The sequence below is a fragment of the Nonomuraea sp. NPDC052634 genome, assembly GCF_040678535.1.
GTDB lineage: Bacteria > Actinomycetota > Actinomycetes > Streptosporangiales > Streptosporangiaceae > Nonomuraea > Nonomuraea fastidiosa.
In genome coordinates this window covers 346,753-373,051 of record NZ_JBFATY010000005.1, presented here as the reverse complement: position 1 = coordinate 373,051, position 26,299 = coordinate 346,753, and the positions used below count along the sequence as shown (strand labels likewise).

At 70.0% G+C, this 26,299-nt stretch carries 23 protein-coding genes, 2 tRNA genes and 2 pseudogenes; 17 read left to right on the top strand and 10 right to left on the bottom strand.

All coding sequences use genetic code 11. The features are described from left to right. Positions 1-92: 92 nt before the first annotated feature. A complete protein-coding gene (locus tag AB0K67_RS24150; protein WP_364064163.1) occupies positions 93-509 on the bottom strand; it encodes a Dabb family protein in 417 nt (138 codons plus the stop codon). Then, complete coding sequence (locus AB0K67_RS24145; RefSeq protein ID WP_364064160.1) at positions 506-994, bottom strand: MFS transporter; 489 nt, start codon at positions 992-994, stop codon at positions 506-508. Before AB0K67_RS24145 ends, AB0K67_RS24150 begins: the two co-directional genes overlap by 4 nt. A gap of 170 nt (positions 995-1,164) precedes the next feature. Between AB0K67_RS24145 and AB0K67_RS24140 the strand changes: the two genes are divergently transcribed. From AB0K67_RS24140 to AB0K67_RS24115, 6 genes and pseudogenes are all read left to right on the top strand, one after another. Further along, the gene (locus AB0K67_RS24140) at positions 1,165-1,914 is read left to right on the top strand and encodes a LuxR C-terminal-related transcriptional regulator (RefSeq protein WP_364064157.1); all 750 of its coding nucleotides are present in this window, start codon (positions 1,165-1,167) and stop codon (positions 1,912-1,914) included. Between the two features lie 371 nt (positions 1,915-2,285). Next, complete coding sequence (locus AB0K67_RS24135) at positions 2,286-2,861, top strand: hypothetical protein (protein WP_364064154.1); 576 nt, start codon at positions 2,286-2,288, stop codon at positions 2,859-2,861. Between the two features lie 113 nt (positions 2,862-2,974). Continuing rightward, on the top strand, positions 2,975-3,139 hold the full coding sequence (locus tag AB0K67_RS24130) for a hypothetical protein (RefSeq protein WP_364064151.1): 165 nt from the start codon (positions 2,975-2,977) through the stop codon (positions 3,137-3,139). A gap of 31 nt (positions 3,140-3,170) precedes the next feature. Continuing rightward, the gene (locus AB0K67_RS24125) at positions 3,171-4,613 is read left to right on the top strand and encodes a replication initiator (protein ID WP_364064148.1); all 1,443 of its coding nucleotides are present in this window, start codon (positions 3,171-3,173) and stop codon (positions 4,611-4,613) included. Between the two features lie 146 nt (positions 4,614-4,759). Beyond that, positions 4,760-5,140 carry a recombinase family protein gene (locus tag AB0K67_RS24120; RefSeq protein ID WP_364064145.1) on the top strand — a complete coding sequence of 127 codons (381 nt, stop codon included), beginning with the start codon at positions 4,760-4,762 and terminating at the stop codon, positions 5,138-5,140. Then, a pseudogene (locus AB0K67_RS24115) lies at positions 5,140-5,922 on the top strand (recombinase family protein); the annotation flags it as partial. The gene AB0K67_RS24120 and the pseudogene AB0K67_RS24115, both read left to right, overlap by 1 nt. A 493-nt stretch (positions 5,923-6,415) precedes the next feature. Here AB0K67_RS24115 and AB0K67_RS24110 read toward each other — a convergent pair. Further along, positions 6,416-6,501, bottom strand: a tRNA-Leu gene (locus AB0K67_RS24110). Between the two features lie 400 nt (positions 6,502-6,901). Here AB0K67_RS24110 and AB0K67_RS24105 point away from each other — a divergent pair. Beyond that, complete coding sequence (locus tag AB0K67_RS24105) at positions 6,902-7,438, top strand: hypothetical protein (RefSeq protein WP_364064142.1); 537 nt, start codon at positions 6,902-6,904, stop codon at positions 7,436-7,438. A 374-nt stretch (positions 7,439-7,812) separates the two neighbouring features. After that, positions 7,813-9,942, top strand: a complete 2,130-nt coding sequence (locus tag AB0K67_RS24100; RefSeq protein WP_364064139.1) for a chaplin family protein — start codon at positions 7,813-7,815, stop codon at positions 9,940-9,942. Between the two features lie 139 nt (positions 9,943-10,081). On the opposite strand, the gene AB0K67_RS24095 is transcribed toward AB0K67_RS24100, so the two are convergent. Further along, positions 10,082-10,348, bottom strand: coding sequence for a hypothetical protein (locus AB0K67_RS24095; protein WP_364064137.1), 267 nt, complete (start codon positions 10,346-10,348; stop codon positions 10,082-10,084). Between the two features lie 26 nt (positions 10,349-10,374). Beyond that, complete coding sequence (locus AB0K67_RS24090; protein WP_364064136.1) at positions 10,375-10,566, bottom strand: DUF5703 family protein; 192 nt, start codon at positions 10,564-10,566, stop codon at positions 10,375-10,377. A 190-nt stretch (positions 10,567-10,756) separates the two neighbouring features. Between AB0K67_RS24090 and topA the strand changes: the two genes are divergently transcribed. The 4 genes from topA (at position 10,757) to tmk (ending at position 17,568) form a co-directional block, all read left to right on the top strand. Next, positions 10,757-13,447 carry a type I DNA topoisomerase gene (gene topA, locus AB0K67_RS24085; RefSeq protein ID WP_364064134.1) on the top strand — a complete coding sequence of 897 codons (2,691 nt, stop codon included), beginning with the start codon at positions 10,757-10,759 and terminating at the stop codon, positions 13,445-13,447. A gap of 54 nt (positions 13,448-13,501) precedes the next feature. Next, positions 13,502-14,749, top strand: coding sequence for a metallophosphoesterase (locus AB0K67_RS24080; RefSeq protein ID WP_364064131.1), 1,248 nt, complete (start codon positions 13,502-13,504; stop codon positions 14,747-14,749). A 74-nt stretch (positions 14,750-14,823) separates the two neighbouring features. Continuing rightward, positions 14,824-15,384, top strand: coding sequence for a helix-turn-helix domain-containing protein (locus tag AB0K67_RS24075; protein ID WP_364064129.1), 561 nt, complete (start codon positions 14,824-14,826; stop codon positions 15,382-15,384). A 138-nt stretch (positions 15,385-15,522) separates the two neighbouring features. After that, on the top strand, positions 15,523-17,568 hold the full coding sequence (tmk, locus tag AB0K67_RS24070) for a dTMP kinase (RefSeq protein WP_364064127.1): 2,046 nt from the start codon (positions 15,523-15,525) through the stop codon (positions 17,566-17,568). Here the strand turns inward: tmk and AB0K67_RS24065 are convergent. The 4 genes from AB0K67_RS24065 to AB0K67_RS24050 form a co-directional block, all read right to left on the bottom strand. Then, positions 17,489-18,712: a hypothetical protein gene (locus AB0K67_RS24065; RefSeq protein ID WP_364064125.1), complete on the bottom strand. Its 1,224-nt coding sequence runs from the start codon at positions 18,710-18,712 to the stop codon at positions 17,489-17,491. The genes tmk and AB0K67_RS24065 overlap by 80 nt on opposite strands. Next, entirely contained in the window at positions 18,709-19,293 is a 585-nt protein-coding gene (locus tag AB0K67_RS24060) for a DUF6879 family protein (protein ID WP_364064122.1), read from the bottom strand. Before AB0K67_RS24060 ends, AB0K67_RS24065 begins: the two co-directional genes overlap by 4 nt. A gap of 45 nt (positions 19,294-19,338) precedes the next feature. Beyond that, a complete protein-coding gene (locus tag AB0K67_RS24055) occupies positions 19,339-19,464 on the bottom strand; it encodes a hypothetical protein (RefSeq protein ID WP_364064120.1) in 126 nt (41 codons plus the stop codon). A 64-nt stretch (positions 19,465-19,528) separates the two neighbouring features. Then, positions 19,529-20,590: a ThiF family adenylyltransferase gene (locus AB0K67_RS24050; RefSeq protein ID WP_364064118.1), complete on the bottom strand. Its 1,062-nt coding sequence runs from the start codon at positions 20,588-20,590 to the stop codon at positions 19,529-19,531. A 90-nt stretch (positions 20,591-20,680) separates the two neighbouring features. On the opposite strand from AB0K67_RS24050, the gene AB0K67_RS24045 reads away from it, so the two are divergent. The 5 genes from AB0K67_RS24045 to AB0K67_RS24025 all read left to right on the top strand — a co-directional run bounded on the left by AB0K67_RS24045 (position 20,681) and on the right by AB0K67_RS24025 (position 24,697). Beyond that, on the top strand, positions 20,681-21,853 hold the full coding sequence (locus AB0K67_RS24045) for a DNA polymerase III subunit delta' (protein ID WP_364064115.1): 1,173 nt from the start codon (positions 20,681-20,683) through the stop codon (positions 21,851-21,853). 52 nt (positions 21,854-21,905) lie between these two features. Continuing rightward, positions 21,906-22,433: a SigE family RNA polymerase sigma factor gene (locus tag AB0K67_RS24040; RefSeq protein WP_364064113.1), complete on the top strand. Its 528-nt coding sequence runs from the start codon at positions 21,906-21,908 to the stop codon at positions 22,431-22,433. After that, the gene (locus AB0K67_RS24035; protein WP_364064111.1) at positions 22,430-23,437 is read left to right on the top strand and encodes a permease-like cell division protein FtsX; all 1,008 of its coding nucleotides are present in this window, start codon (positions 22,430-22,432) and stop codon (positions 23,435-23,437) included. Before AB0K67_RS24040 ends, AB0K67_RS24035 begins: the two co-directional genes overlap by 4 nt. A 162-nt stretch (positions 23,438-23,599) precedes the next feature. Continuing rightward, the gene (gene ricT / locus AB0K67_RS24030) at positions 23,600-24,442 is read left to right on the top strand and encodes a regulatory iron-sulfur-containing complex subunit RicT (RefSeq protein WP_364064750.1); all 843 of its coding nucleotides are present in this window, start codon (positions 23,600-23,602) and stop codon (positions 24,440-24,442) included. Between the two features lie 181 nt (positions 24,443-24,623). Continuing rightward, a tRNA-Thr gene (locus AB0K67_RS24025) sits at positions 24,624-24,697 on the top strand. 482 nt (positions 24,698-25,179) lie between these two features. On the opposite strand, the pseudogene AB0K67_RS24020 reads toward AB0K67_RS24025, so the two are convergent. Beyond that, positions 25,180-26,092, bottom strand: a pseudogene (locus tag AB0K67_RS24020) (IS481 family transposase). Positions 26,093-26,299: the final 207 nt, after the last annotated feature.

Below are 26,299 nucleotides of genomic sequence, written 5' to 3'. Positions count from 1 at the left end.
TCGCGGCGCGCATGCACAGAAACCCCGCCTGTCAGGCCGTCGGTCAGGCACGGCCCGACCGGCCGCGCCCGCCGCGAGGCCGGTTCTCGCGGTCAGTTCCCGTGCGGGCCGGGGGCGCTGCTGCCCGTGTAGGACGGGGAGGTCGGACACGAGCCGCGCGAGCGCGGGTCCTCCTCGTAGCGGCGCCGGTGCAGCGCGGCGATCTTCTCCGCGATCTCCGGGTCCTCGTCGTCGGTGACGTCGAACGAGACGAAGTTCTCGACCAGCGGGAGACCGATCTCGTCGGTGTGGCGGTGCGCGGGGTGCTTCAGGTACGCCCAGTAGCCGTCCAGGTCCTTGAGCACGAAGGTTGCGCCCCACGTGTACGCGCCGCCGACGTCGCGGCCGACCACGAACGAGACGACCTCCGGGATGACCCGCCCCTGGTTGCGCAGGCTGTCCAGCGCGGCCTCGACCTTGTCGGCGGGGGCGTCGGGGCGCAGCGTCAGGCGGATGGTGTGGTAGATCACCGGATTTCCTTTCCTCGGTGGCAACGACGGATCGTGACCGCGGCGGCGAGGACGCCCGCGAAGGCCACGAGCCCGGTCAAGGTGAAGGCGCCCGCGATGCCGGACACCTCGATCAGGGGTTGTGCGGCGAGCGGCGAGAGGAACTGCCCGAGGAACACGGAGGCGACGAGTCCGCTGAGAACCCGGCCGCGGCCTTCGGGCGGCGCCAGCTCGGTGAGCCGCAGGTTCAGGTTCGGTACGGCGAGCCCCACCCCGGTGCCGCCGACGAGCAGGCCCGCGACGACCAACGGGGTCGTGCCCGCGGTGCCGATGACCAGCCAACCGGCGGCCAGCAGGGCGACGCTCGCGGCGGTGATGGCCGCGCCGCCCAGCCGGCGGCGGGCCCGCGCCCGCGCACCCGGCGGGCGGGCGCGGGCGCGGTGCGCTGTTCGCGCACGGCGAGCATCGCGAACGGCACGATGACGACGGACACCGCATAGAGCCACGACGGCGCGCGGAAGTCCACCTCCGCCAGCAGCCCCTGCGAGGGCGGCCGAGCCGGTGGCGATGGTGCTGGCGACCCGCCACGGGCTCGACGACCTGCCCGGCGTCGAGCTGACCGGCCTCACCGACGACGACGCGCAACGGCTGCGGCCGGGTGGACGAGGCCAGGCCCATGATCGAGGCGTTCACCGCCGAGGCCACCGCGAGCGGCACCGGGCAGACGATCGCCAACGCCAACTGGGCGGCGGCGGTCCTCGACAACGGCCTCGCCGACTACCCGGCGGCACTCGCCGCCGCCAGGGCGGCCACCCGCCACGGCGACCTGTTCGTCACCGCGATCGCCCTGCCCGAACTGGTGGAGGCGGCGACCCGCAGCGGCGATCACGAGACGGCCAGGGCGGCGCTGGCCTCGCTCACCGAGCGCACGGAAGGCAGCGCCACACCGTGGGCGCTGGGGGTCGGCGCCTATGCCCGTGCGCTGGTCACCGGTGACGAGTCCGACCATCGCGCGGCGCTCGACCACCTCGAGGCGACCAGGCTCGCCCCGTACCTGGCCAGGGCGCACCTGCTCTACGGGGAATGGCTGCGCCGCCAGGGCAGGAAACGGGACGCGCGCACGCAGCTGCGTACCGCCCGCGAGCGGCTGGCGGACATCGGCATGACCGCCTTCGCCGACCGCGCCACCGCTGAACTGCGCGCGGCGGGCGAGGTCGTCCGCGGCCGCACGACGGGCGACATCGACGATCTCACCGCTCAGGAGACGCACATCGCCCGCCTGGTCGCGGGCGGCGCCACGTCCAAGGAGGTCGCGGGGCGGCTGTTCATCAGCCCGCGCACCGTCGACGCCCACCTGCGCAACATCTTCCACAAGCTCGGCATCACATCCCGCCGCCAGCTCAGGGAGCTGCCCGGACTGCGGTGACCACACCCGAGCCTTGGGCGCGGCCGGCCACCTTAGGCTCTTCATCCCGATACGGGGAAGTAGCCGCGCTTGCTCACAGGCACCCACCTCGCCCTTAGCCGGCAGAATCGCTCAATTGCACCGTTATGTCGTCCTATGCGAATTTTGGCCGCAAAGTGTTCGGTCAGAAGCGCTAGTAGGCACACATTGTGGCATGCATTGCTAATATCATTCCCCGTATGGATCGCACGCCGGCGGCGGGCGAGGGCTGTTTGCTCCGGCCGCACGTGTGCCGGTGCGGAGCGCATGACGGCCGAGGGATATGCGGCGGCATGAATGCGTCGTCGCGATTGGCGCATGCCCATGAATAATGATCACCTGTTCTCCCAAGCGTGGCCTCGCCTTCATTTGTCAGGCCGGTGATCGGGAAAGGGGCGGAGGTGCTGACTGATAAAAAGAAAGACGGTCATAAGCGCAGATTCGCGAGTTGGTGGAATCGTAAAACGCAGGCTGAGATCTGGACCATCATCGCCGGCGTAGTGGCTCTTGTGACCGTTATACCCCCTATATGGGGTCCAGACGAGTCGCCCACCACCGCTTCCTCGGCGACTCCGAGCCCGGGTCCTTCGGTCCTCTACGAAGGCGGGCTCCGCTTAGACGGTGACAGCAAAGATCTCGATGCCAGCCCGCCGGCATCACGACCCGACGTCAACGACATATGGTGGGTGGAAAAGCGCTACGAACTCGATCTGTACGACAACGGTCTTGTGGCTCTCTGGCGAGGGGCAGGCAAGCCGGGCTATGAGGAATGCTACGACGCCGCTTATGCCGAGGGCTCTAAGGAACTGGCAGTAAGCGTTGGACGGTGGTATTGCATCAAGACGGTGGAGTCACATTTCGGTGCCTTCTTCGTAGAAGAGGTCGGCAAGACGGTCAGGGGACGACTAACGGTCTGGGAGAAGTCTTGACGATCTCCGCTCGGTGACGACTCGGTTCACTGCTGCCGTCACGGTCAGGACGATCAGGCCCCACGTCATGATGACGGCTGAAGGCGCAGGAGCCTATCCTCCATGGGCGCGGGATGCTCGAGCCACTGCCGTGCGCACAGCCGCCCGGCAACCGCCTGGTGATCGACGGCTGGCACAGCATTCACCGTGCCCTCGACCTCGGCTTGGAGCAATTGCCGGCGATCCTGCTGAACCCGGGAGACGAACGCGCCTACCGCCTACGCGGCGGCGACATCTGACAGTGCTGCGCGCGCGGGGGCGGGGCCAGTCATGGCTGGCCCCGCCCCCGACTATTTATCACTGCCGGCCAAGCGCAACCGTCAGCTCCGCATGGCCCAATGCCGCGAGGGCTGGCACCTCGACCACGAACCGGCCAGCACCCCGAACGAGCCGGACGAGGAGCAGCGTCGGCTGGTCGAGTTCCGCGCCGACGTCCACGCCCAGCAAGAGGCCGCCGGACGAGCAGGCCAGGACAGCACCGGCCTCGACATCCTCGCCGAGGGCTTGGACGAAGAGATCACCAAGGCCGGGATGCGCGGTCACGTCACCGGTCGGACCACCGGCCGCCGCGTCCGCTCCACCAGACGACGCCAGGACGCCCCGGACCTGCCCAAGCGCAAGATGGCCGCCACCACGCTGGGCCGCACCTTCACCGCACCGGACGGCCGGGTCTACCGGCCCTCGATGTTCATCACCCTGACGCTCCCGTCCTACGGCAAGGTCCGCGACGGCGTACCCCTCGACCCGGACACCTACGACTACCGGCGCGGCGCCCGCGACGCCCTGCACTTCTCCAAGCTCATCGACCGCTTCGTGCAGAACCTGCGCCGGGTGGCCGGATACGATGTGCAGTACTTCGCCACCGTCGAGCCGCAGCAACGCCTCGCCCCGCACCTGCACATGGCCATCCGCGGCACACTGCCCCGCGCCGAACTCAAGCAGATCATCGCCGCCACCTACCACCAGGTCTGGTGGCCACCCACCGACACCATCCGCTTCGAGGGAGACCACCTGCCGCTCTGGCAGGACGGCGTCGGCTACCTCGACCCCGACACCGGCGAAGTCCTGCCCACCTGGGACCAGGCACTCGACCAGCTCGACGCCGACGATGATGCCCAACCCCTCCACGTGGTCGGCTTCGGCGAACAGCACAACATCCAAAGCGTGCTCGCCGGCACACCCGCCGCCGGCAAGTGGCTCGGCTACCTCACCAAGTACCTGACCAAGAGCCTCGCCGACCCGCTCGACGCCGCCACCGACGACCAGGCCCGCCGCGACCACGCGGCCCGGCTCGTCGAAGCCCTCCGCTTCGAGCCGTGCTCACCCACCTGCGCCAACTGGCTCCGCTACGGCATCCAGCCTAAGAACGCCAGGCCCGGCATGCAGCCCGGCCGCTGCCGTGGCAAGGCCCACAAGCCCGGACACCTCGGCTACGCCGGACGCCGCGTCCTGGTCTCGCGCAAGTGGTCCAACAAGACCCTCGCCGAGCACAGGCAGGACCGCCGCACCTGGGTCCTGGAAGCCCTCGGCCACCCCGACCAGCCCACCGACCCGCACCGCTACATCTGGAAGCCCGTCCCGGCCGGCGACGCGAACGTACCGCCCCTCGCCGTACGCCTCCTCCGCACCGTCGCCGAACGCCAACGCTGGCGAGCCCACATGAACCGGCTAGAGCAAGATCTTTCGGCAATGGGAGGGGAGGTGGCGGCATGAGGGGTGGGGGAGAGCTGGAAGTCGTCCTTCCCGCGCATGATCCTCACCTGACTCCCGGCGCGGCGATGGAGCTGCTTGCCATTCTGATGGAAGCGAGTCCTGAGCCGTTCAGCGGCCTTCTGGCCGACGCGGCGTGAAGGAGGACCATGAGTGCCACCCGCTTCGCTTTCTACGGCCGTGTGTCCACTGAGGACAACCAGGACCCGGAATCTTCGCGGGCCTGGCAGCTCACTCGCTCCCCGGCGCTCATCGAGCCCAGAGGGGGCGTGATCGTCGCCGAGTTCTTCGATGTGGACAAGTCACGCTCCATTCCCTGGCAGCGCCGTCCGCATGCCTCGGCGCTGCTGGCCGAGCTGCGCAGCCCTGATCGGGAATTCGAGGCCGTGGTGATCGGTGAGCCGCATCGGGCCTTCTATGGCAACCAGTACGGCCTGACATTTCCGCTCTTCGAGCACTTCGGGGTTCCGCTGTGGGTGCCTGAGGTCGGGGGCCGATCGACCCGTCGAACGAGGCGCACGACCTGGTGATGAGTGTGTTCGGTGGGATGAGCAAGGGGGAGCGCAACCGGGTCAAGATCCGTGTTCGCACCGCCATGTCGGCTCAGGCTCAGGTCGAAGGGCGTTTTCTGGGTGGGCGTCCGCCGTACGGCTACCGTCTGGTGGACGCCGGCCCGCATCCCAACCCTGCCAAGGCGGCAGATGGTCGGCGGCTGCACCGTCTCGAACTCGATCCCTTCGCCTCGGCGGTGGTCGCCCGGATCTTCGCCGACTTTCTGGCGGGCTATGGGCTGTTCGCCATCGCCGAGAGGCTGACGCGTGAAGGGATCCTCTGCCCCTCCGCTCACGACCCGGCGCGGAACCGCCACCGCTCCGGCGTGGCCTGGTCCAAGGGGGCCGTGCGCGCGATTCTGACGAACCCCCGCTACACGGGCTACCAGGTTTGGAACCGGCAGCGAAAGGACGAGGTCCTGATCGACATCGATGACGTCGGGCTCGGCCACACCACCAAGCTTCGATGGAATCCCCAGGACAAGTGGATCTGGTCCGATGCGCCTGCGCACCCGCCCATCGTGAGCCGCGAGGACTTCGAGGCGGTGCAGGAGGCGCTGGCGAGCCGGGGCCACCGCTACACGGACAAGACAGTCAGGCGGTCTCGGCATTACTACCAGCTCCGCAGTCTGCTGCGCTGCGGCATCTGCGGGCGCAGGATGCAGGGGGAGTGGAACAACGAGATGCCGTACTACCGGTGTCGCTTCCCGCAGGAATACGCGCTGGCCAATCACGTCACACATCCGCGCAACGTCTACGTCCGTGAGCGCGACATCACCCCGAAGCTTGAGCAGTGGCTCGCGCGGCTGTTCACGCCGTGGAACATCGAACGGACGCTGGACCAGATGGTCGGGGCCCATGGAGGCCCGGCGCCGGCGGCTCAGGAGAGCGAACTGCTCAAGCGGCAGCTCGCTGAGAGTGATCGGAAGCTCGGGCAGCACCGCGCGGCTCTGGAGGCGGGTGCTGATCCGGTGATCGTCGCCGGGTGGATGCGGGAGGAGCAGTCGCACCGGAGCGAGCTGGAGCGTCGGCTACGGCGCCTGCCGGCGGCCCGGAGCGCCCGCATGGATCGGGACGCTCTCGCGGCGTCCCTGCGCAAGCTGGGCGACCTGGTGGACGTTCTCCGTGACGCGAGGCCGTCCCGCAAGGCGAAGATATACGCCGAACTCGGTCTGGAACTGACCTACTACCCGTCACAACGAAAAGTCCTGGTTGCTGTTACCAGCAACCAGGACTCCATCGGGTCAGAGTGCGTGTCCGAGGGGGGACTTGAACCCCCATGCCCATCACTGGGCACTAGCACCTCAAGCTAGCGCGTCTGCCTATTCCGCCACCCGGACTTGGTGCCTGCACGCGGGACCGTCATCTCGCGTCGGCTCCGTAAGGTTAGCAAACTCTGAGCACTGCGTCATACCGAGAAAGCGCGGGCGCGCCGGCATGGGGTGAACGGGGTCTCCGGATGGGGGTTTCGTGGGGCGTGCAGGAGGGGGTTGGGGTGGTTCGCGTGGGTCTGCGTACGGGGGAGTTGAGGATTTTCTGGCCGTCGGCTGAAAAGTGCTTGCGGCAACCTTGGGTACTGCTACGGTTACGGACCGTTGAGGGGTGAGTCCACGGACCGGCCTCACGATGTGGGGCCGGTTCTGGAGCTTGGAGGGCACTATGACGCGCGTGGCGGAACGGCCGGCGGGGGCTGCGGCCCCGGCTGCCCGCCGCCCGCGTGTCGCCGTACCGACGCAGGGCGTGACCATCGACCGGGCGGACCGGATGGCGCGGTTCGCGGCCGGCGCCCGGCGTATCGCCCTTCGGGCAGCCGCCACCGGGGCCCTCGTGGCCGTCGGGTGGCTGTTCGCCGTTCTGTTCGGCATGCTCACCGCCGCTCCGGCGGCCGCGGACTCCACCGCGGCGACAGAAGCGGCATCTCAAGCTTCGGAGGCCGGCTCTCTCGGTGAGACCGCGTCCCAAGCTCATCACTCGCTCATCAGCCCCGATGGCGTGACGGCGTCCGACAACGCCGAGGCCATGGCGGGGCGCACGGTCGACGGCCTCAACAGCCAGCGGGATCCTGGTCTGCCGTCACCGTCCGACGCCAACAAGATCCTGAGCACCGATGGTCTGGTGCCCAACGGCGGTGGTAACGGGCCGTTCGGCCCGGTTGCAGGGGACGTCGCGAGGTCCGTTTTCGACCCGCGGCTCGAGGCCGGCCGCGCACCTCTGGCGCGCCTGCTTCCCCCCGTCGTCCGCACAGCGGCGGACGACCCTTCTTTCTCACCTGACTGATCCCGCGTAGGTCCGGGGCGCGGGCCGGCATCGAGCCCGGCCGCCCCCGGACGGCGAGGCGCGCGGCTTTCCGGATCCGGAGCCGGCGCTGCTTCCAGGTACGAACGCGGCGGCGAAGCGTGGCGACTCGATCCGACAGCGCCATCACGCACGGCCACGACGTGTCCGTCACGTCCTGACATGCCGGACGCCGCCCGCGGGTGACATCAACGTCAGTTCACACCGGTTCGCGGAGCCCATGGGCTCTCCCGCTGCACGCGGTCACAACGCGTGAAACGTACGGCACAGGGACAAACCAGAACGCTGTGCCAGGCCCCGGGCGAGGCCGCGAGACCGATCAAGTACATCCCCCCAAAATCACTAGGAGCATTCTCATGCGTACGTGGGCGAAGGCATCGAGCCCTGCGGCTCTGCTGGCCGTGGCCGTCATGTCGTTCGGCGGCGGCACCGCGCTCGCCGACACCTCCGGCAACGGGTCCGTCGGCGGCGGCAACCAGGTCGATCTGCCGATCTCCCTGCCGATCGACATCAGCGGCAACTCGATCGCGGCCATCGGCAAGTCGGAGGCCACCTCGCGGGGCGGCGCCGAGGTCGTCGACACCCGCCGCGGCGGCATTCCCAACAAGACGTCGGGCAACGGCAGCGTGCTGGGCGGCAACCAGGTCAACGCGCCGATCAGCGTCCCCATCAACGCCTGCGGCAACGCCGTCTCCCTGATCGGCAAGTCCGACGCCGGCTGCCAGGGCGGGTCCTCGGTCCGCACCTCCGGCAAGGGCGGGGCCGGCGGCAACCGTACGTCGGGTGACGGCAGCGTCCTCGGCGGCAACCAGATCACCGCGCCCATCTCGGCCCCGATCAACGCCTGCGGCAACGCGGTGGCGATCTTCGGCGACGCGACCGCGGGCTGCAAGGGCGGCGCGACCGTGCACAACACCGGCAAGGGTGCGGGCGGCAACCGTACGTCGGGCAACGGCAGCGTCCTCGGCGGCAACCAGGTGGTGGCGCCCATCAGTGTGCCGATCACCATCTGCGGCAACTCGGTCGCGGCGGTGGGCCGGGCGTTCGCCGGCTGCCAGGGCGGCTCGTCCGTCACCAACAACGGCGGGCCCGGCAAGCGCTACCACGTGCGGCACCACAAGCCCGGCTCGACGGGCAACGACACCGACGGGCGCTTCGGGGTCGGCAGCGGCAACCAGGTCATCGCGCCGATCACCCTGCCGATCGACGTCTGCGGCAACGCCGTGGGCAACGCGGCGGCCGGGTGCCGCGGCGGGGCCACGGTCCACCAGTCGGGCTCCGGCGGCGGCAACCGTACGTCCGGCAGGGGCGGCGTGCTGAGCGGCAACCAGGTCGTGGCGCCGGTCACCGCGCCCATCAACGTCTGCGGCAACGCGGTGGCGCTGATCGGGCAGGCGTTCGCCGGGTGCAAGGGCGGCGCGACAGCGAAGACCCCGTTGAAGGGCGCGGGTGGCAACCGTACGTCCGGGGCGGGCGGCGTGCTGTCCGGCAACCAGGTCGTGGCGCCGATCACGGCCCCGATCAACGCCTGCGGCAACGCGGCCGCCGTGGTCGGCCTGTCGCGGGCCGGCTGCCAGGGCGGCGCGTCGGTGCACCAGTCGGGCAAGGGGGCGGGCGGCAACCGCACCTCGGGCGCGGGCGGCGTGCTGAGCGGCAACCAGGTGGTCGCGCCGATCACCGCTCCGGTCAACGTCTGCGGCAACGCGGCCGCGGTCCTCGGTGACGCGGCTGCCGGGTGCCTCGGCGGCTCGCGGGTCGGCAAGCCCGTTCACCACGGGCCCAGCAAGTTCGGCCACTTCGGGCGTACCACCACGAAAGTCGCGGCCACCAAGGGCGGCGGGCTGCTGCCCGTCGCGCCCGCTCTGCCGGTGCTGGGCGGCGGCCAGGAGGTCGGAGCCGCGGCGGCCGGGCTGACCAAGCACCTGCCCGCCACCGACGTCACCAAGCACCTTCCCGGCGCGGGCGACCTGAGCGGGTTCACGCAGCACGTCGAGGGCGTCGGCAACGTCAGGGAGGCCACCGGGCCCGCCAAGGGCGTCACCACGCAGCTCCCGGTCGTCGACGACATCTCCAAGACCCTCGGCCTGCCCGCGCTCCCCGAGCTGCCCGGCCTGACCCAGGCCCCGGCCACGCCGCCGAAGCGGACCGCCACCCCGCCGAAGCGCAGGGTCCACCACGCGGCCGCCGCCGACAGCAAGAGTCGCGCTTCGTCCGCCGACCGCAAGCGCCGTACCGCTTCGTCGAGCCCGATCTCGGCACTCTCTCCGGCGACCGACCTGGTCGCCTCCACCCCGGCCGGCAGCGCCGTCACTTCGGCCACCCGCAGCCTGCCGATCGGCGACATCGGCCTCATGAGCGCCGAGCAGCCGGCCGGCGTCACCGGAATGAACAGCGGTTCCCTGCTCGCCCTCGCGTTCGGCGGCATGCTGGCCGCCGCCGCGACGCTGTTCGCTTCCGCCCGCCGGTTCCGGTTCGGCCGTAAGTAGCCGTAAGTAACAGAAAGGAGGCTCTTATCTGAGGTACTTCGAGGTTCACCGACTACCTTGATGCACTTTGCCCGTTCCGGGGGCGCGGCCCGGGACGGGCAAAGCCATGCCCGCAGGGTGCCGGCCAGGGCGGGCAAAGTCACCCCCCCGCGAGGTGCCGCCTGACGCGGGCGAAGGCGTGTTCGCGGGTGTCGGCAAGGATGGGGAAGGCGTGCTCGCGGGTGTCGGCCGAGGGGGGCGAAGGGGTGCCGGCCGAGGTGGGCGAAGGGGTGCCGGCCGAGGTGGGCGAAGGGGTGCCGGCCGAGGTGGGCACAGGGGTGCCCGCGGCGTGCCGCCCGAGGTCGCCCGCAAAGGGGCTGCTCGGACGGGCGAGAACGTCCGTGACGAGCAGCGACGGGTTCGTCACGTACAAGACGCCCGTGCCGGGCGGGGTCAGGCCCGCAGCGTGCTCCGGACGCGCATGATCTTCCTGCGCAGACGTACGTGGCGGCTGCCGTCAGGGTGCACTCGGACGCGCGCGAGCTCCCACTGCCCGTACTCGGCGTGTTCGGTCAGCAGCTGACGTGCTGCTTCGCGAGTGAGATCGCGCGGAATGAAGATATCCATGTAGGAGTAGTCGAGCACAACGATTAGTCTCCATGTGAGTCAGGGCGCCATGCCGCTCGATGGGCCTTATTCTGCGTGCTTGTGGGTGGACCCGGAAGCTAGTGGGTAGCCCCGGGGGAAGGAAAATTCCGCGAGTCGGGTTACCTTTCAGTCTGTGCCGACTCCCGGCAGGGGGATTTTGCAAGCGAACAGCGAGGTAGGAAGCAGCGTGCCAGCCAAGAACGGCAGCGCCGGTGGAACACGCCTGGTGATCGTCGAGTCGCCCGCCAAGGCGAAGACGATCGCCGGGTACCTGGGGCGCGGCTACATCGTCGAATCGAGCATCGGTCACATCCGCGACCTGCCGGAGAAGGCCGATGACATCCCCGACAAGTACAAGAGGGCGCCCTGGGCACGCCTCGGCGTGAACGTCGAGCAGGGGTTCGAGCCGCTGTACGTCGTCAACCCCGACAAGCGTTCGCAGGTGGCCAAGCTGCGGCAGCTGCTCAAGGACGCCGACGAGCTCTACCTCGCCACTGACGAAGACCGCGAGGGCGAGGCCATCGCCTGGCACCTGCGCGAGGTGCTCAAGCCGAAGGTCCCCGTCCACCGCATGGTCTTCCACGAGATCACCCCTCAGGCCATCCGGGAGGCCGTGGCCAACCCGCGCGACCTCAACCTCCGCCTGGTCGACGCCCAGGAGACGCGCCGCATCCTCGACCGGCTCTACGGCTACGAGGTCAGCCCCGTGCTGTGGAAGAAGGTCAAGCCGAAGCTGTCGGCGGGCCGGGTGCAGTCGGTGGCGACGCGGCTGGTCGTGGAGCGCGAGCGCGAGCGCATCGCGTTCACCCCTGCCCACTACTGGGACCTGCAGGCGCTGTTCGACACCGGCAAGGCCGAGGAGCGGCCGCGCGACTTCACCGCCACGCTGACCACCGTCGACGGCAGGCGGGTGGCCCAGGGCCGCGACTTCGCCAGCACCGGGCAGCTCAAGGGCGGCGCCGACGTGCTGCACCTGTCGGAGCAGGCCGCGGGCGAGCTGGCCGGGCGGCTGTCCGGAGCCTCGTTCACGGTCAAGACGGTCGAGCGCAAGCCGTACACGCGTAAGCCGTACGCGCCTTTCCGGACGACCACATTGCAGCAGGAGGCCAGCCGGAAGCTGGGCTTCTCCGCGAAGTACACGATGCAGGTGGCGCAGCGGCTGTACGAGAACGGCTTCATCACCTACATGCGTACCGACAGCATCACGCTGTCGGAGACGGCGGTGGCCGCCGCGCGGTCGCAGGCGCTCAAGCTGTACGGCCCCGACTACGTGCCCGCCAAGCCGCGCGTCTACTCCAGCAAGGTCAAGAGCGCCCAGGAGGCGCACGAGGCGATCAGGCCCGCCGGCGAGGAGTTCCGCACGCCGGGCGAGACCGGTCTTTCCGGCGACATGTTCCGGCTGTACGAGCTGATCTGGCAGCGTACGGTCTCGTCGCAGATGAAGGACGCGGTCGGTGAGTCGATCAGCGTGAAGGTGGGCGGCAGGTCGTCGTCCGGGGAGGACGTCGAGTTCAGCGCGTCCGGCCGGACCATCACGTTCTACGGGTTCCTGAAGGCGTACGTCGAGGGCGCCGACGACCCGTCGACCGACCGCGACGACTCCGAGAAGCGGCTGCCCAACCTGGAGGAGGGCGACCCGCTCAGCGTGACCCGCCTCGACGTGGCCGGCCACTCCACCAAGCCGCCCGCGCGCTACACCGAGGCGTCGCTGGTCAAGGAGCTGGAGGACCGCGAGATCGGGCGGCCGTCCACGTACGCCTCGATCATCGGCACGATTCTCGACCGGGGCTACGTCTTCAAGAAGGGCACGGCGCTGGTGCCGTCGTTCCTGGCGTTCGCCGTGGTCAATCTGCTGGAGCGGCATTTCGGCAACCTGGTCGACTACGACTTCACCGCCGAAATGGAGAAGGTGCTCGACGACATCGCCAACGACCGGGCCGAGCGGGTGCCCGAGCTGCGGCGTTTCTATTACGGCTCCGACGGCGACGAGGGCCTGAAGGAGATGGTCACCGACCTCGGCGAGATCGACGCCAAGGAGATCAGCTCCTTCCCGATCAAGGGCACCGACATCGTGCTGCGGGTCGGCCGTTACGGCCCCTACCTCGAACGCAACGGCGCCAGGGTCAACGTCCCCGAGGACATGACGCCCGACGAGCTGACGGCGGAGAAGGCCGAGGAGCTGTTCTCGCGGCCGACCGGCGACCGTGAGCTCGGGCACGACCCGGTGACCGGTCACCTGATCGTGGCCAAGGACGGGCGTTACGGGCCTTACGTGACGGAGGTCCTGCCGGAGCCGCCCGCCGACGAGGACGCGCCCAAGCGGCGTACGAAGAAGGCCGACGCGCCCAAGCCCCGTACGTCGTCGCTGTTCAAGTCGATGTCCCTGGACACGATCACCCTGGAGGACGCGCTCAAGCTGCTGTCGATCCCGCGGGTCGTCGGCGAGCTGGAGGGCGAGGAGGTCGTGGCGCACAACGGGAAGTTCGGCCCGTACCTGAAGAAGGGCACCGACTCCCGCTCGCTCGCCTCGGAAGAGGAGCTGCTGACGGTCACGATCGAGCAGGCCAAGGAGCTGTTCGCGCAGCCCAAGCAGCGCGGCAGGGGGCGGGCCGCGGCGGCGGCGCCGCTGCGCGAGCTGGGCGACGACCCCAACTCGAAGAAGCCCGTGGTGGTCAAGGAGGGGCGTTTCGGCCCTTACGTGACCGACGGCGAGACCAACGCGTCCCTGCGCAAGGGCGACACGGTCGAGGACATCACCATCGAGCGTGCCGCCGAGCTGCTGGCCGAGCGGCGTGAGCGGGCGCCCGCGCCGAAGAAGACCACGCGCAAGACGACCGCGAAGAAGACCACGGCGAAGAAGACGGCGACCAAGTCATAACGTCAGATTCCCGGCGGTCATCGCGCGGTGGCCGCCGGACGTAGCATCGTCAGTGTGTTCGTCCTGATCTTCGTGGGCGGCGTGCTGCTCGCGCACTTCTACCTATGGCACCGGCTCGTCCGGGGCACCACCGGGCCCGGCCGGCTGCGCAAGGCGCTGACGTTGACGCTGGCGCTGCTGCTCGCGGTCCTCGTAGGGACGTTCCTGGGCACCCGCCTGGGGATTGAGAGCTGGATCGCCTGGGCCGGATACGTCTGGCTCGCGGTGATGTTCTACCTCGTGATCATCCTGGCGGTCCTGGAGATCCCGCGGGCCATCGTGGGGACGGTGCTGCGCAGGAGGGCCGCCTCGCGCGCCCCCGCGCCCGAGCCCGAGCCGGCCGCCGTGCCCGAGCTGGTCGGGGCGGCGCCCGCCGCGGGAGCCGTGGAGGCTCCGCAGGAGGAGGCCGAGCGTCCGGCGTCCGGCGACATGAGCAGGCGGCTCTTCCTCGGGCGGGCCACCGCCGCGATCGCCGGGGTCAGCGCGGTCGGCACGGTCGCGTACGGCATGACGAGCGCGCTCGGCGACCCCGTGATCGAACCGGTCAAGATCACTCTGCCGAAGCTCGACCCGCGGCTGAACGGCCTGCGGTTCGCCGTGGTCAGCGACATCCACCTCGGGCCGCTGACCGGGATCGGGCACACCGAGCGCATCGTCCGCATGATCAACGGACTTGAGGCCGACGTGGTGGCGATCGTGGGCGACCTGGTGGACGGCTCGGTGGCCCGGCTCGGCCGGCTGGCGCGGCCCTTGAAGGACCTGGAGTCCCGATACGGGGCCTTTTTCGTGACCGGCAACCACGAGTACTTCGCGCCCGAGGGGCCGGAGGAGTGGATCGAGGAGCTGGGCGAGCTGGGCGTTCGCTCGCTGCGTAACGAGCGGGTGGAGATCAGGCATCAGGGGGCCGTGCTCGACCTGGCCGGCGTCAACGACGTCGGCGGCGCCTCCAGCGGCGACGGCCCCGACTTCGCCAAGGCGCTCGGCGGGCGCGAGGAGGGGCGCTCCACGGTGCTGCTCGCGCACCAGCCGATCCAGGTGGCGCAGGCCGCCCGCCACGGGGTCGACCTGCAGCTCTCCGGCCACACCCACGGCGGGCAGATCGCGCCGTTCAACCTGGTCGTGGGGCTGCAGCAGCCGGTGGTCTCGGGCCTTGCCACGGTGGACGGCGTGCAGGTGTACGTCACGCGCGGCGCCGGGTTCTGGGGCCCGCCGGTACGCGTGGGCGCGCCGCCGGAGATCAGTCTGGTGGAATTGCGGAGCTGACTTCGGGTAATGAAGTGGTCACGTGACGCTTTGATGGCGTAGAGTATCCGCGCGGATACTCACGGAGGGCGGTCATGGCATCTTCCCCGGTGGAGCGGGCGTTCCGGCAGGAGGTCGCCTCCTGGGCCAGGCGCGGCGGGCAGCTGTTCAAGCAGGCCAGGCGGGCCGCGAGCCTCAACCAGGCGGCGCTGGCCAGCGTGAGCGGCACCTCGCGCACCACGTTGTCGGCCTATGAGCACGGCAGGAAGTCGCCGACGCTGGAGACCGCGGGGCGCATTCTCGACGCCGCCGGGTTCGAGCTGGTGCTGCAGGCGAAGGTCGAGTGCTCGGCCCGCACGACGAGTGACGGGCGCACGTTCCACGTGCCCACCCGCCTGCGGCGGCTGCCCGTGGCGGCGGCGCTGGGCGTCGTGCGCGTCGGCGGGCGGGCCTACGATCTGGCCGACCGTGACGAGCGGCGGGCCGCCTACACCGCGCTGCTGTGCGAGGGCGGGCCCGATGAGCTGCTCGGCCATATCGACGCGGTGCTGCTGATCGATCTGTGGGACGAGCTGGTTTTGCCCGAGGAGATCGCCGCGGCCTGGCGGCCGGTGGTGGAAGCGGCGCGGCACGAGGCCGGAGTGGCGCACCAATGACGCTTTCTGGGGCCTATTCGGGGTGTGTCCCCTGCGCCCGGCTATGCCGACGTATTACCCTCAGCCACGGACGACCGGGGAGATCCGGGCCGTCTTTTGACCACACCCTTCCGGTCGACACCTGGATACGCTGAAATCATGATTGCCCCTGGCCGGAGCCGCCCGGCCCACGTGCTGGCCAATGCGCCGTTCCGACGGCTCTGGACGGCCATGTCGGTGTGCAGCCTGGGCGACTGGCTCAACCTGCTGGCACTGACCGCCCTCGCGGGCAACCTCACCCAGGGTGACTACCGCGTGCAGTCGCTGGCCGTCGGCGGCGTCTTCGTCGCCAAGATGCTGCCCGCGGTGCTGCTCGGGCCGCTCGCCGGGGTCTTCGCCGACCGGTTCGACCGGCGGCTGACGATGTTCGCGGCCGACCTGCTCAGGTTCGCGGTCGTGCTGTCGATCCCGTTCGTCAACGCCTACCAGTGGGTCATCGTCGCGACCGTCCTGGTCGAGTGCATCAACCTGTTCTGGGTGCCGGCCAAGGACGCCACGGTGCCCAACCTCGTGCCCAAGGCGCAGCTCGAGTCGGCCAACCGGCTCAACCTGCTGGTCACGTACGGCACCGCACCGGTCGCCGCCATGCTCTTCGCGGCGCTGTCGGTGGCGGGCGACCTCATCGGCGGCCTGCTGCCGTTCCTGCCGGGCCACGGCGCGACCAGCATGGCGCTCATCGCCAACGCCTGCGCCTACCTCGTCTCGGCCGTCCTCATCTTCACGCTGCGCGACATCCCCAAGCGTGACGGGGCGATCTCCACGCCGTCGGTGCTCAAGCAGATCGTCGAGGGCTGGCGGTTCGTGGGCGGTAACCGCGTGGTGCGCGGGCTGATCATCGGCATGCTGGGCGCGTTCGCGGCGGGCGGCGCCGTGGTCGGCGTGGCCAAGATCTACGTCGAGGCGCTGGGCGGCGGCGACGCCGCTTACGGCGTGGTGTTCGGCGCCGTCTTCACCGGCATGGCGCTGGGCATGTTCTTCGGGCTCAGGCTGCTGCGCGAGCTGTCGCGGCGGCGGCTGTTCGGGCTGGCCATCACGGTCGCGGGCCTGGTGCTGGTCGCGATCGCGCTGGTGCACAACCTCGTCATCGTGGTCATGCTGACCGTGCTGCTCGGGGCGTGCGCGGGCATCGCCTGGATCATCGGCTACACGCTGATCGGGCTCGAGGTCGAAGACGCGCTGCGCGGGCGCACGTTCGCGTTCCTGCAGTCCACGGCCCGGGTGACGCTGCTGTTCGTGGTGGCCGTGGCCAACCCGCTGGCGGCGCTGTTCGGAGTCCACGTCATCGGCATGGGGCAGTTCAGCTACCGCTTCGACGGCACCAACCTCGTGCTGGTGATCGCCGGTGCGCTGGCGATGGTGGTCGGGGTGCTGGCGCTGCGTCACATGGACGACAGGAAGGGCGTCCCGCTCGCCGCCGACCTGATCGCGGCGGTGCGCGGCCAGCGCTACCCGGCCCAGGCGGCCGAGCAGGTGCCGGGGCTGTTCATCGCGTTCGAGGGCGGCGAGGGCTCGGGCAAGACCACCCAGGCGCGGGTGATCGCCATCTGGCTGCGCGACCAGGGCTACGACGTCGTGCAGACGCGCGAGCCCGGCGCTACCAAGATCGGCATGCGGCTGCGGGCCATCCTGCTCGACGCCGCCGAGCGCGGCCTGTCGGCGCGGGCCGAGGCGCTGCTGTACGCCGCCGACCGGGCCGAGCACGTCGAGAAGGTGATCAGGCCGGCGCTCTACCGGGGCTCGCTCGTGGTGACCGACCGCTACGTCGACTCCTCGCTGGCGTACCAGGGGGCGGGGCGCACCCTCGACCCCGAAGACGTCTCCAAGCTCAACGCCTGGGCGACCGGCGGGCTGGTGCCCCACCTGACCGTCCTCATCGACACCCCGCCCGAGGTGGGCCTGGCCCGGCTGGGCGGTGCCGCCGATCGCATCGAGTCCGAGCCGCTGGAGTTCCACGAGCGCGTACGCAAGGAGTTCCGCGCGCTGGCGGCGGCGTCCCCCGACCGCTACCTCGTGGTCGACGGCACGCTGCCGCAGGAGACGATCACCCGGCAGATCCAGGACCGCATCAGGGAGATCCTGCCCGACCCGGTTCCTCGCGAGTCCGAGGACGCCACGGGCACCATGCCCGCCATCCGCGACTGGTGAGCCACGCTCTGACCCGCCGCCCGTGGCCTCGCCACCAGGTGCGCAGCCACAGCAGTTCGGGCGCTACGACGAGGACCAGCACGACGAGCGCCTCGGCCATGGCCAGGGGATCGTCCGCGTGCAGCAGGTGTTGCGCCGCCTGCGCGATCAGCGTGCCCAGCAAGGGCAGCATCACCAGCGCGGCCAGCGCCAGGCAGGCGAGGGTTCCGGCGGCCTGGAGCAGCGCGTAGCAGCGCACGGCGGCCCGTTCGCGGGGCGGCAGCCCGTTCAGCGTGCCGCGCCTGCCGCGCGTCAGGGCGAGCATGTACGCGCGGCCGTCGCCGTACAGGTTCCGGCAGCCGGTGAGGTCCTGCAGCAGGAAGTACAGGTCGGTACGCGTGAACACCAGGAGCTGGTAGGCCACGCGGGCGAGCTGGATGAGGATGATCCACGCGGCGAGCGGATGTGGTCCGGCGACGTACGTCCAGGTCAGAGCCGCGCCGCAGATGGCGAGGTCGAGGGCGATGCCGGAGAGGTAGACGGTGACGCGGACCCGGGTGGGGGCCGCCCACACGCCGGAGACGTCGGTCTGGGCGACCAGGAACTGCAGGCGCGTTCCGAGGCTCATCCGCGCGGGCACGCCCGCCGCGCGCGCGGTGACCAGGTGCGCCAGCTCGTGCAGCCCGGTCGTCAGCCACGCGAGGACCGTCCACGACAGCAGCACTAAGGCGCCGTGGCCGGTCCAGAGCGCCGTCTGCAGGTCGGGGAAGACGGCGGGCCGGGCGATGAGGCAGGCGATGCCCGCGCAGATCGGTGCGAGCAGGGCCAGGTGGAGTGCGGGGTGCAGGGCCCAGCGCAGGTGCCGGGGCTCGAGCCGGGGAAAGGTCGGCCGGAGCGGCGGCGGGCTCGCGACCGGGCGTCCGTCGATCTCCGCGACCAGGCCCGCCTCCGACAGATCGGCCACGAAGTCCGCCACGTCGAGATCGGCGCCCGCTTCCGTCAGCAGGCGGGCCCGTACCTGATCGACGCTCAGCCCGTCCTGCAGCAGCCGGATCGCCCGCATGCCCTCCTCGGGCACGACGACGAAGTCGCCGGAGTCGACGCGCCCGACGATCCACTCCGCGCCGTCCTGGCGGACGCCGAGAGGGTGGAAGGCGACGATCAAGCGCGCCTCGTCCTGGCGCAATAGGCACGCAGGTCCTCGCCCTCGTCGAACAGGGACGCAAGGACCGGAATGCAGGGCTCGATGACCTCAGGGTCGGTGATCTTGCGGGCGCCGGTGTGCCGTCCCTTCTCGTCGTACAGCACTTCGTACAGCACGGTCGGGTTGAACAGCACGAGCTCGGGGACCGGGCCGGCGGCCTCGTACGGGCGCACCGCGGAGACCGTCACCACCCGGTTGTTCTCGCCTTCCTCGGCGCGTATCGCCAGCACCTCCAGCTCCCAGCGGAGGTATCGGCTGAGCGGCTCCTCCACCACTCTGATACGCCGGAAGTCCATTCGGTCGGGATTGTCGGCGCGGAAACCGGGGCGCATCTGGTCCGCCAGTTTCATCGAGCGTTCCCAGTCGCCCTCCAGCATCGCCTTATAGCTGGGGAGATCCCCCTCGTCGAAATGCTGGGCGCGTTCGAGCTTCCACACGATTCCGGCGGCGGCCTCGAACTCCTTGCCGAAGTCGGTCCCGTACTCGGCCGCGTCCATGGTGGTCGCGGGTGCGGTTCGTACGCGGCTCAGCACATCACTCATCAAAGCCTCCGAAAGTGCGGGCAGGTCGCCCTGCCCGCAGGTGGATCAGTTGGAGTTGCCGTGACTCGGCGTCCACGTGGTCGGCTCGATCTTCTCCAGCCGGCGGACGACGATCTTCTTCTTGCGCGGCTTCTGCTCGTGCTGCGGTTCCTGCGCGGATGTGTTGCTCATGACACTCCTTGTCGAATCGCAGTGAAGAAGGGCAGTTTTAGATTCCCCTCTTTTTCGCTATCGATCAAGAACAGAATTCGCAGCCGGGTAATGACGGATTGTGTGCGTACACATGCCCGTTCGGATCCAATAGCGCCACACCGTGGAAATAGCCGGGTGGTGCGGGCAAGATCCCGGTGATGAGCGCCAGCACGTCATGGGCGACCAGTTGCCCGGAAAGCCCGGCCGACGCGGCCATCACACCCGGCCAGGCGTAGTCCGCGCCGGGCTGCGGCGGGATGCCGGCGCGGACGCATTCGTAACAGGGGCCGCCGGGACCGAAGACCCCCACGCTGACGAGGGGGCCGTTGTATCCGCCGCTGACCCAGGGGATGCCCTTGCGCGCGCAGACCCGGTTCGCCCAGGTCTGGATGCCGCCCGGCTCGCGCGGGTGATCCGCGCACAGCGCGAGGACGTCGAACCCGTCGACCAGCCGATCCAGATCATCGGGGCCGGCCACCGTGGCGCTCTCCCCGGTGATCTCGATGTCGGAGTTGAGCCGGCGCAGCCTGTCCAGCGCCACCTCGACCTTGGGACGCCCGATGTCCGCCTCGGTGTAGAGCAACTGCCGGTTGAGGTTGGACAGCTCCACGACGTCCGGATCGACCAGGTGCAGCCGGCCCACGCCGGAGGCGGCCAGCGACCAGGCCACATGGCCGCCCGTACCGCCGAGGCCGATGACCAGCACCCGCGCGGCCTTGATCCGCAGCTGCGGCTCCCAGCCGTGGTCGCGCGGGGTGAGGTCGATCCAGCGATAGAAGTCCCTGCTCCGGCTGTAGCGTTCCTTCTCCCGTTCGCTCAGCTCCGCGCAGGGGCCCGGGTCGGCCTCCTCCACATGGCCGGAGGACAGCAGCGTGGCGACGATGTCGCCGGCCTCCTCGGGGGTCAGCTCGGTGAAGCGCTTGGCGAGCTCGGCGGTGATCTCGTCGGTGGGGCGCGTGCCGTCCATGAGCGTCAGCGCGGCCCAGGCCCAGCCGTCGGGGTCCTCGATCTCCGAGGCGATGCCGTACATGACGCCGCCGAGGCGGATGGTGCCGTCGGATGAGCGGCTCGGGGCGTGCTCGGGTTTGACGCGAGGGAAGCGCACTGTTCCGATGGTCGGCAACCGCCGGCCGGAGGTCAAGATCGGGTCGAGCGTACGCACGTGGCGGGCGGCGGCGGCGACTAGCCTTGGGCCGTGACGGTTTTCGATGACCTCGTGGGGCAGGACCAGGCGATCGCCGTGCTGTCGCGGGCCGCGGCCGCGGCCGGAGAGGTCGTCGCGGGCGGGCGCGGCGCGGGCATGACGCACGCCTGGCTGTTCACCGGCCCGCCGGGCGCCGGACGCGAGGACGCCGCGCGCGCCTTCGCCGCCGCCCTGCTCTGCCCCGACGGCGGCTGCGGCCACTGCGAGCAGTGCCACCAGGTGCTCATCGGCTCGCATCCCGACCTGGAGTCCGTACGTCCCGAAGGGCTGTCGTACAGCGTCAAGCAGACCCGCGAGCTGATCCTGCGCGCGGCCGGCGCGCCCACGCAGGGGCGGTGGCGGGTCATCCTGTTCGAGGACGCCGACCGGGCCACGGAGTCGGCCGCGAACGCGCTGCTCAAGGCCATCGAGGAGCCGCCGCCGCGTACGGTGTGGCTGCTCTGCGCGCCCGCACCCGACGACCTGATGATCACCATCAGGTCCCGCTGCCGCCTGGTGAACCTCGTCACGCCCACCACCGAGGCCGTCGCCCACGTACTGGCCACCCGCGACAACGTGCCATGGGAGACCGCCAGATTCGCCGCCAGGGCCGCACAGGGCCACATCAGCCGCGCCCGTGCGCTGGCGCTCGACGAGGGCGTCAGGAAGCGGCGTGAGGCCGTACTCGGCATCCCGCGCACGCTCACCGGCGTCGGCGAGTGCATCGCCGCGGCCGAACGCCTCGTGAAGACCGCCGAGGAGGAGGCCGCCGCCGCCACGGCCGCGCTCAACGAGAGCGAGACGGCCGAGCTGCGCAAGCTGTACGGCGAGGGATCATCAGGCAAGGGGCTCAACCGCGGGCTGGTCCGCGGCGGGGCCGGGGCGCTGAAGGAGCTGGAGGACCGGCAGAAGTCGCGCGCCACCCGCATCAAGCGCGACTCGCTCGACGCCGCCCTGCTGGAGCTCGTGTCGTTCTACCGGGACGTGCTGGCCATGCAGCTCGGGGCGACGGAGGTCGAGCTGGCCAACGACGACCTGCGCTTCGACCTCGACCAGCTCGCCAAGTCGTCCACGCCGGAGGAGACGCTGCGGCGCATCGACGCGATCATGCAGTGCCGTGAACGGCTGGCGGCCAGCGTCAACCCGCAGATGGCCGTCGAGGCGATGATGCTCGCCCTGCGCTGAAAATACTCGCGTGACCGGAGCAGCAGATGAGCCGGTCAGGCGTCTCTGTTGCGTGGAAACCGAACTGCTCACCCGGCAGGAAGACCTGTCGCGGCGCCGGGCCGACGTCGCCTCGATCTTCGCCGAGCACCACGTCGGCCTCGTCCGGCTGGCCCTCATCATGGTCGGCGACCAGGCGAGCGCCGAAGACGTCGTGCAGGAGGCGTTCGAGCGCACGTGCGCCCGCCGCGGCCGGCTGCGCGACGACGGCAAGCTGCTCGCCTACGTGCGGTCCGCGGTGCTCAACGGGTGCCGATCGGTCCTGCGGCGGCGGGCCACGGTGTTCAGGAAGACGCCGCCGTACGATCCGCCCGTCTGGTCGGCGGAGAGCGCCGCGCTGCTGGGGGAGGAGCGCCGGGCGGTCCTGCTCGCGCTGCGCGGGCTGCCCGGCAGGCAGCGCGAGGCGCTCACGCTGCGCTACTACTTCGATCTCACAGACCAGGAGATCGCCGAGACGATGAAGATCAGTGCGAGCACCGTGCGGTCCACGGTCGCGCGAGGGTTGGCGGCTCTCGGCCGGGCTCTCGGGGAGGACTCATGAACAGCCCTATCGAACAACGGTTGCGCGAGGCCCTGGAAGAGGCCGGGGCGGCGCTCGACCCCCACACCCTTCGGCCCCTGCGCACTCCCGAGCGGCGGCGGGTGCGGGTGGATCTGCGGCTGGTGGGCGTGGCGGCGGCCGCGGTGGCGATCGCGGGCGCGGCGACCGCCGTGGCGCTGGGCACCGGCGGCGACGAGCACGTGGCGGCGGTGGAGCCCGCGCAGAGCGAGGCGGCCGAGATGGTCGTCTTCCTGTGCACGAAGTCGGCGAAGAGGCCGCCCTGCCGCGGGCAGGAGGCCACCCCGGCGCAGGTCGAGGCCATCGAGACCGCGTTGCGGAGGCTTCCTCAGGTCAACGAGCTGTCCTTCGAGGACCAGGCGGCGGCCTATGAGCGGTTCAAGAAGAGCTTCGCGGGCGACACCGCGATGCTCGGCGCGGTCAAGGCCGAGGACCTGCCGGCGGCGTACCGGCTGAAGATCAAGAAGGGCGGGGACCGGAAGCAGGTGGAGGACGCCGTCATCTCGCTGGCGGGGCTCGCCGGGATCGTGAACCGCGCTTCGCCGGAGGTCACCCGGCAGCCGACCGCTGAAGAGACCAGGTGGCAGATCACCGCCTTCCTGTGCCAGCGGGGTTCGCGCGAGTCCGCATGCGGCTCGGGACCCGCCAAGGCCGTGACGGCCGCGCAGAGGCAGGCGATCGAGCGGCTGATCCGCCGGATGCCGCAGGTGGCGGAGTACGTCTATGAGAGCAAGGAGGCGGCGTACGCGAAGTTCAAGAAGACGTTCGCCGACGATGCGGCCCTCATGCGCCACACGGCGGTGGAGGACATGCCGGAGTCGTTCAGGATCGCGCTGAAGGATGAGAGGAAGGGGGCCGAGGTGATCGAGAAGCTGGAGCGGCAGCCCGGGGTGGCGGAGGTGGTGTACCAGCGGTGTGTGGCGGAGCGGCGGGCGCTGTACGTCGACTTCGGCCTGGAGCTCCCTGCGGGGAGGGTGTGCTCCTGAGGCGGCCGAGACGGTGGGCCGGCGGGACGGCGGCCTTGGGCAAGGCGGCGGAATAAGGAGCTCGGTGGGGGTGGCCTTCCAGGCATGCGCACGTAGTGTGGCGGGGAAGGCCGTAAGTGACCGACCCCGAGGCCGTCAGGAGGCGAGCTCGAGCCCATGGGAATGATCATGGCCGTGAGCTTCACCCGCTACGGGAGGCTCTACTACCTCGATCCCGGCGATCGCACGTACAAGGTGGGCGACAAAGTCCTCGTACCGACCAACGCGGGGCCCGAGGTGGCGGAGTGCGTCTGGGCGCCGCAGTACACGAGCGAGGACATCGAGGGCCTGCCGGTGTGCGCCGGACCGGCCGGCGAAGAGCACCTGTCACGTGACGAGTCGAACAAGCGGCGCCGAGCCGAGGCCCGCAGCGTGTCCAAGCGGCTGATCAAACGGCACTCGCTGCCGATGAAGGTCGTCGGCGTCGACTACCTCGACAAGGACAACGTCTACACGGTCTACTTCTCGGCGCCGCACCGGGTCGACTTCCGCGCCCTCGTTCGCGACCTGGCCCGCAACCTCCGGGCCCGGGTCGAGCTGCGCCAGATCGGCCCCCGTGACGAGGCCCGTCTCCAGGGCGGCATCGGCCCCTGCGGCCGCGACCTGTGCTGCGCGACCTTCCTCAAGGACTTCGAGCCGGTCTCCGTACGCATGGCCAAAGACCAGGACCTCCCGGTCAACCCGCTGCGGATCGCCGGCGCGTGCGGGCGCCTCATGTGCTGCCTCAAGTACGAACACCCCCTCTACCAGGAGTTCCGCGCCACAGCCCCACGCACGGGCACGAGTGTGGAGACGCCCGAGGGGCCCGGCACGGTGGTGGGGCACAACGTGCCCTCCGACTCGGTCGTGGTCCGCCTCAACGACGGCGGGAGGCGGTGCTCGTGCTCCCGTGCGAGCGTGTGCGGGCCCCGGAAGGCGTACGACTCGGCGTACGGGGGCGGCGGGGAGCCGGGAGGCGCGAACTAGACCGCAGGCGGCCCATGGGCGCGAGCGGCCTCGGGGCACGGACAGCGTGCCCCGAGGCTCGGCGGAGTGACCCGACCCGGGCCGTGGGTGGCGCGAACCCGGGTGCTTTGCGGGGATCGGAGATCGATGGGAGCGAGAACCCCTCAGGCTCCTGTAGACTCTTTCACGCTGCACGGCAGATGCCGCCTTAGCTCAGTCGGCCAGAGCACTTCACTCGTAATGAAGGGGTCTGGGGTTCGAATCCCCAAGGCGGCTCCCAGTTGAAAGGGCCTCTCGCGATCGTCGCGGGAGGCCCTTTGCTAACGCCCTCGCTCACCGCAGGTCGCTGCATGTTCCTGCATGACCTCACGCGAGCCGAACTGATCGGCTCTGGTGGCTCATTCGGGAGGGCGGGTTCGCGTCTGGCTTGATGAACGGCTCACTTGCTGTCATCAAGCCTTTGGTATCCAGGCGGACGGTCTCTGTGCATCCTGCGTACGGCATGGCCGAAGGTTGACGCGTGGGACAGGCCGAGTGGCGACCAGGTGCTAAGGACAAGGTGTTCCACGGGCCAGGCACGCCGACTTGACGTCTAGATCGTCGTAAGCAGCGTCAGCTTGCGCTCTCGTGCAGGGCGGTGCGTCTACTGCCGGCCTTGGCCACGCCGATCTTCGCGGCATTGAGGGCGAGCATGACCGGGGGTAATAGGGCGTCATCGTCCGCCCCGGTGCCGAAGGTCCCGTGCTAGATGTACTTGGTCATGAACTTGGTGTCAGTCGGCTGATGGGTGGCTGGCCGCCGAGGTGTGTGCGGTGCTGGTTGCTGGTGTAGGGCCGGCGGTAGGCCCATTCGGTGGCCAGCGTGCGGTTGAAGCGTTCGGCTTTGCCGTTGGTCCAGGGGCAGTGCGGGCGTGTGAACTTCTGGCGGGCGCCCAGTTCGGCGCAGGCTTGCTGGAAGGCGCGGCTGCTGCGGTAGTTCTTGGCGTTGTCGGTCAGGATCTGGCGGATGCGGTCGATGCCGTGGGCGGCGAAGAAGGCGGCGGCGCGGGTCAGAAAGGCGGCGCAGGTGGTGCCCTTTTCGTCGGTGAGGACTTCGGCGTAGGCCAGGCGACTGTGGTCGTCGACGGCGGTGTGCAGGTAGTCGTAGCCGATGCCGCGGCCGCGGACCTGCTCGCTACGGCCATGCGCGCGCCAGCCGCCGCCGTCGGGGATGCGGCCGAGTTTCTTGACGTCCAGGTGAATCATGTCGCCGGGCGCGGCGTGCTCGTAGCGGTTGGCGCTTTTGCGGTGGGCGCGGATGGGGGTGCCGGTGAGGGGGCGCAGGCGGCCGGAGCGGCACGCCGTGGCGGCGCAGGATGCGGGTGACGGTTCTGGCCGGTACGCCGGTGACCCGGGCGATGTGGTCGGGGCCGGAGCGCAGCTGGGCACGGGCGGTGAGCACCCGCTGTTCGGTGGCGGCGGGGGTGCGGCGGGGGCAAAAGCGGGGGCCGCTGCGCCGCTCGTGCAGCCCGTCCCAGCCCTCGGTCCGGAACCGGCGCACCCATCGGTGTCCGCATTGCCGGGAGATACCGAGTTCGGCGGCGACATGCGCTACCGGCCGGCCGTCGAACACGACACGGCGAATCAGCAGGCATCTGCCATGAAACGTCAGCCGCGCGTTAGCGTGACCCATCAAGACCTCCGGGTGGTGGTGAAGCGGCAAACTCCACTACGCCCGGAGGTCTTCTGCGTGATCAACTACCTGCGACCGCGTGTCACCAAGACTTTGGCCAAGTACAGCTAGACGCATGCGCCGATGCCAGTGTGCTTGATGTCGTCTAATGTCGGTTTGATCTCGGCCGGCAACGGCTGACAAGTTCGAGGCTCCTTCGCGCTTCGT

Bases quoted from the DNA above. Each gene is read 5' to 3' on its own strand.
- AB0K67_RS24130 (WP_364064151.1), top strand. From the start codon at position 2,975: ATGCTCGAGCCACTGCCGTGCGCACAGCCGCCCGGCAACCGCCTGGTG.
- AB0K67_RS24125 (WP_364064148.1), top strand. From the start codon at position 3,171: ATGGCTGGCCCCGCCCCCGACTATTTATCACTGCCGGCCAAGCGCAAC.
- AB0K67_RS24055 (WP_364064120.1), bottom strand. From the start codon at position 19,464: ATGAGCAACACATCCGCGCAGGAACCGCAGCACGAGCAGAAGCCGCGC.
- tmk (WP_364064127.1), top strand. From the start codon at position 15,523: ATGATTGCCCCTGGCCGGAGCCGCCCGGCCCACGTGCTGGCCAATGCG.
- AB0K67_RS24100 (WP_364064139.1), top strand. From the start codon at position 7,813: ATGCGTACGTGGGCGAAGGCATCGAGCCCTGCGGCTCTGCTGGCCGTG.
- AB0K67_RS24140 (WP_364064157.1), top strand. From the start codon at position 1,165: ATGATCGAGGCGTTCACCGCCGAGGCCACCGCGAGCGGCACCGGGCAG.
- AB0K67_RS24060 (WP_364064122.1), bottom strand. From the start codon at position 19,293: ATGAGTGATGTGCTGAGCCGCGTACGAACCGCACCCGCGACCACCATG.
- ricT (WP_364064750.1), top strand. From the start codon at position 23,600: ATGATCATGGCCGTGAGCTTCACCCGCTACGGGAGGCTCTACTACCTC.
- AB0K67_RS24075 (WP_364064129.1), top strand. From the start codon at position 14,824: ATGGCATCTTCCCCGGTGGAGCGGGCGTTCCGGCAGGAGGTCGCCTCC.
- AB0K67_RS24035 (WP_364064111.1), top strand. From the start codon at position 22,430: ATGAACAGCCCTATCGAACAACGGTTGCGCGAGGCCCTGGAAGAGGCC.
- AB0K67_RS24120 (WP_364064145.1), top strand. From the start codon at position 4,760: ATGAGTGCCACCCGCTTCGCTTTCTACGGCCGTGTGTCCACTGAGGAC.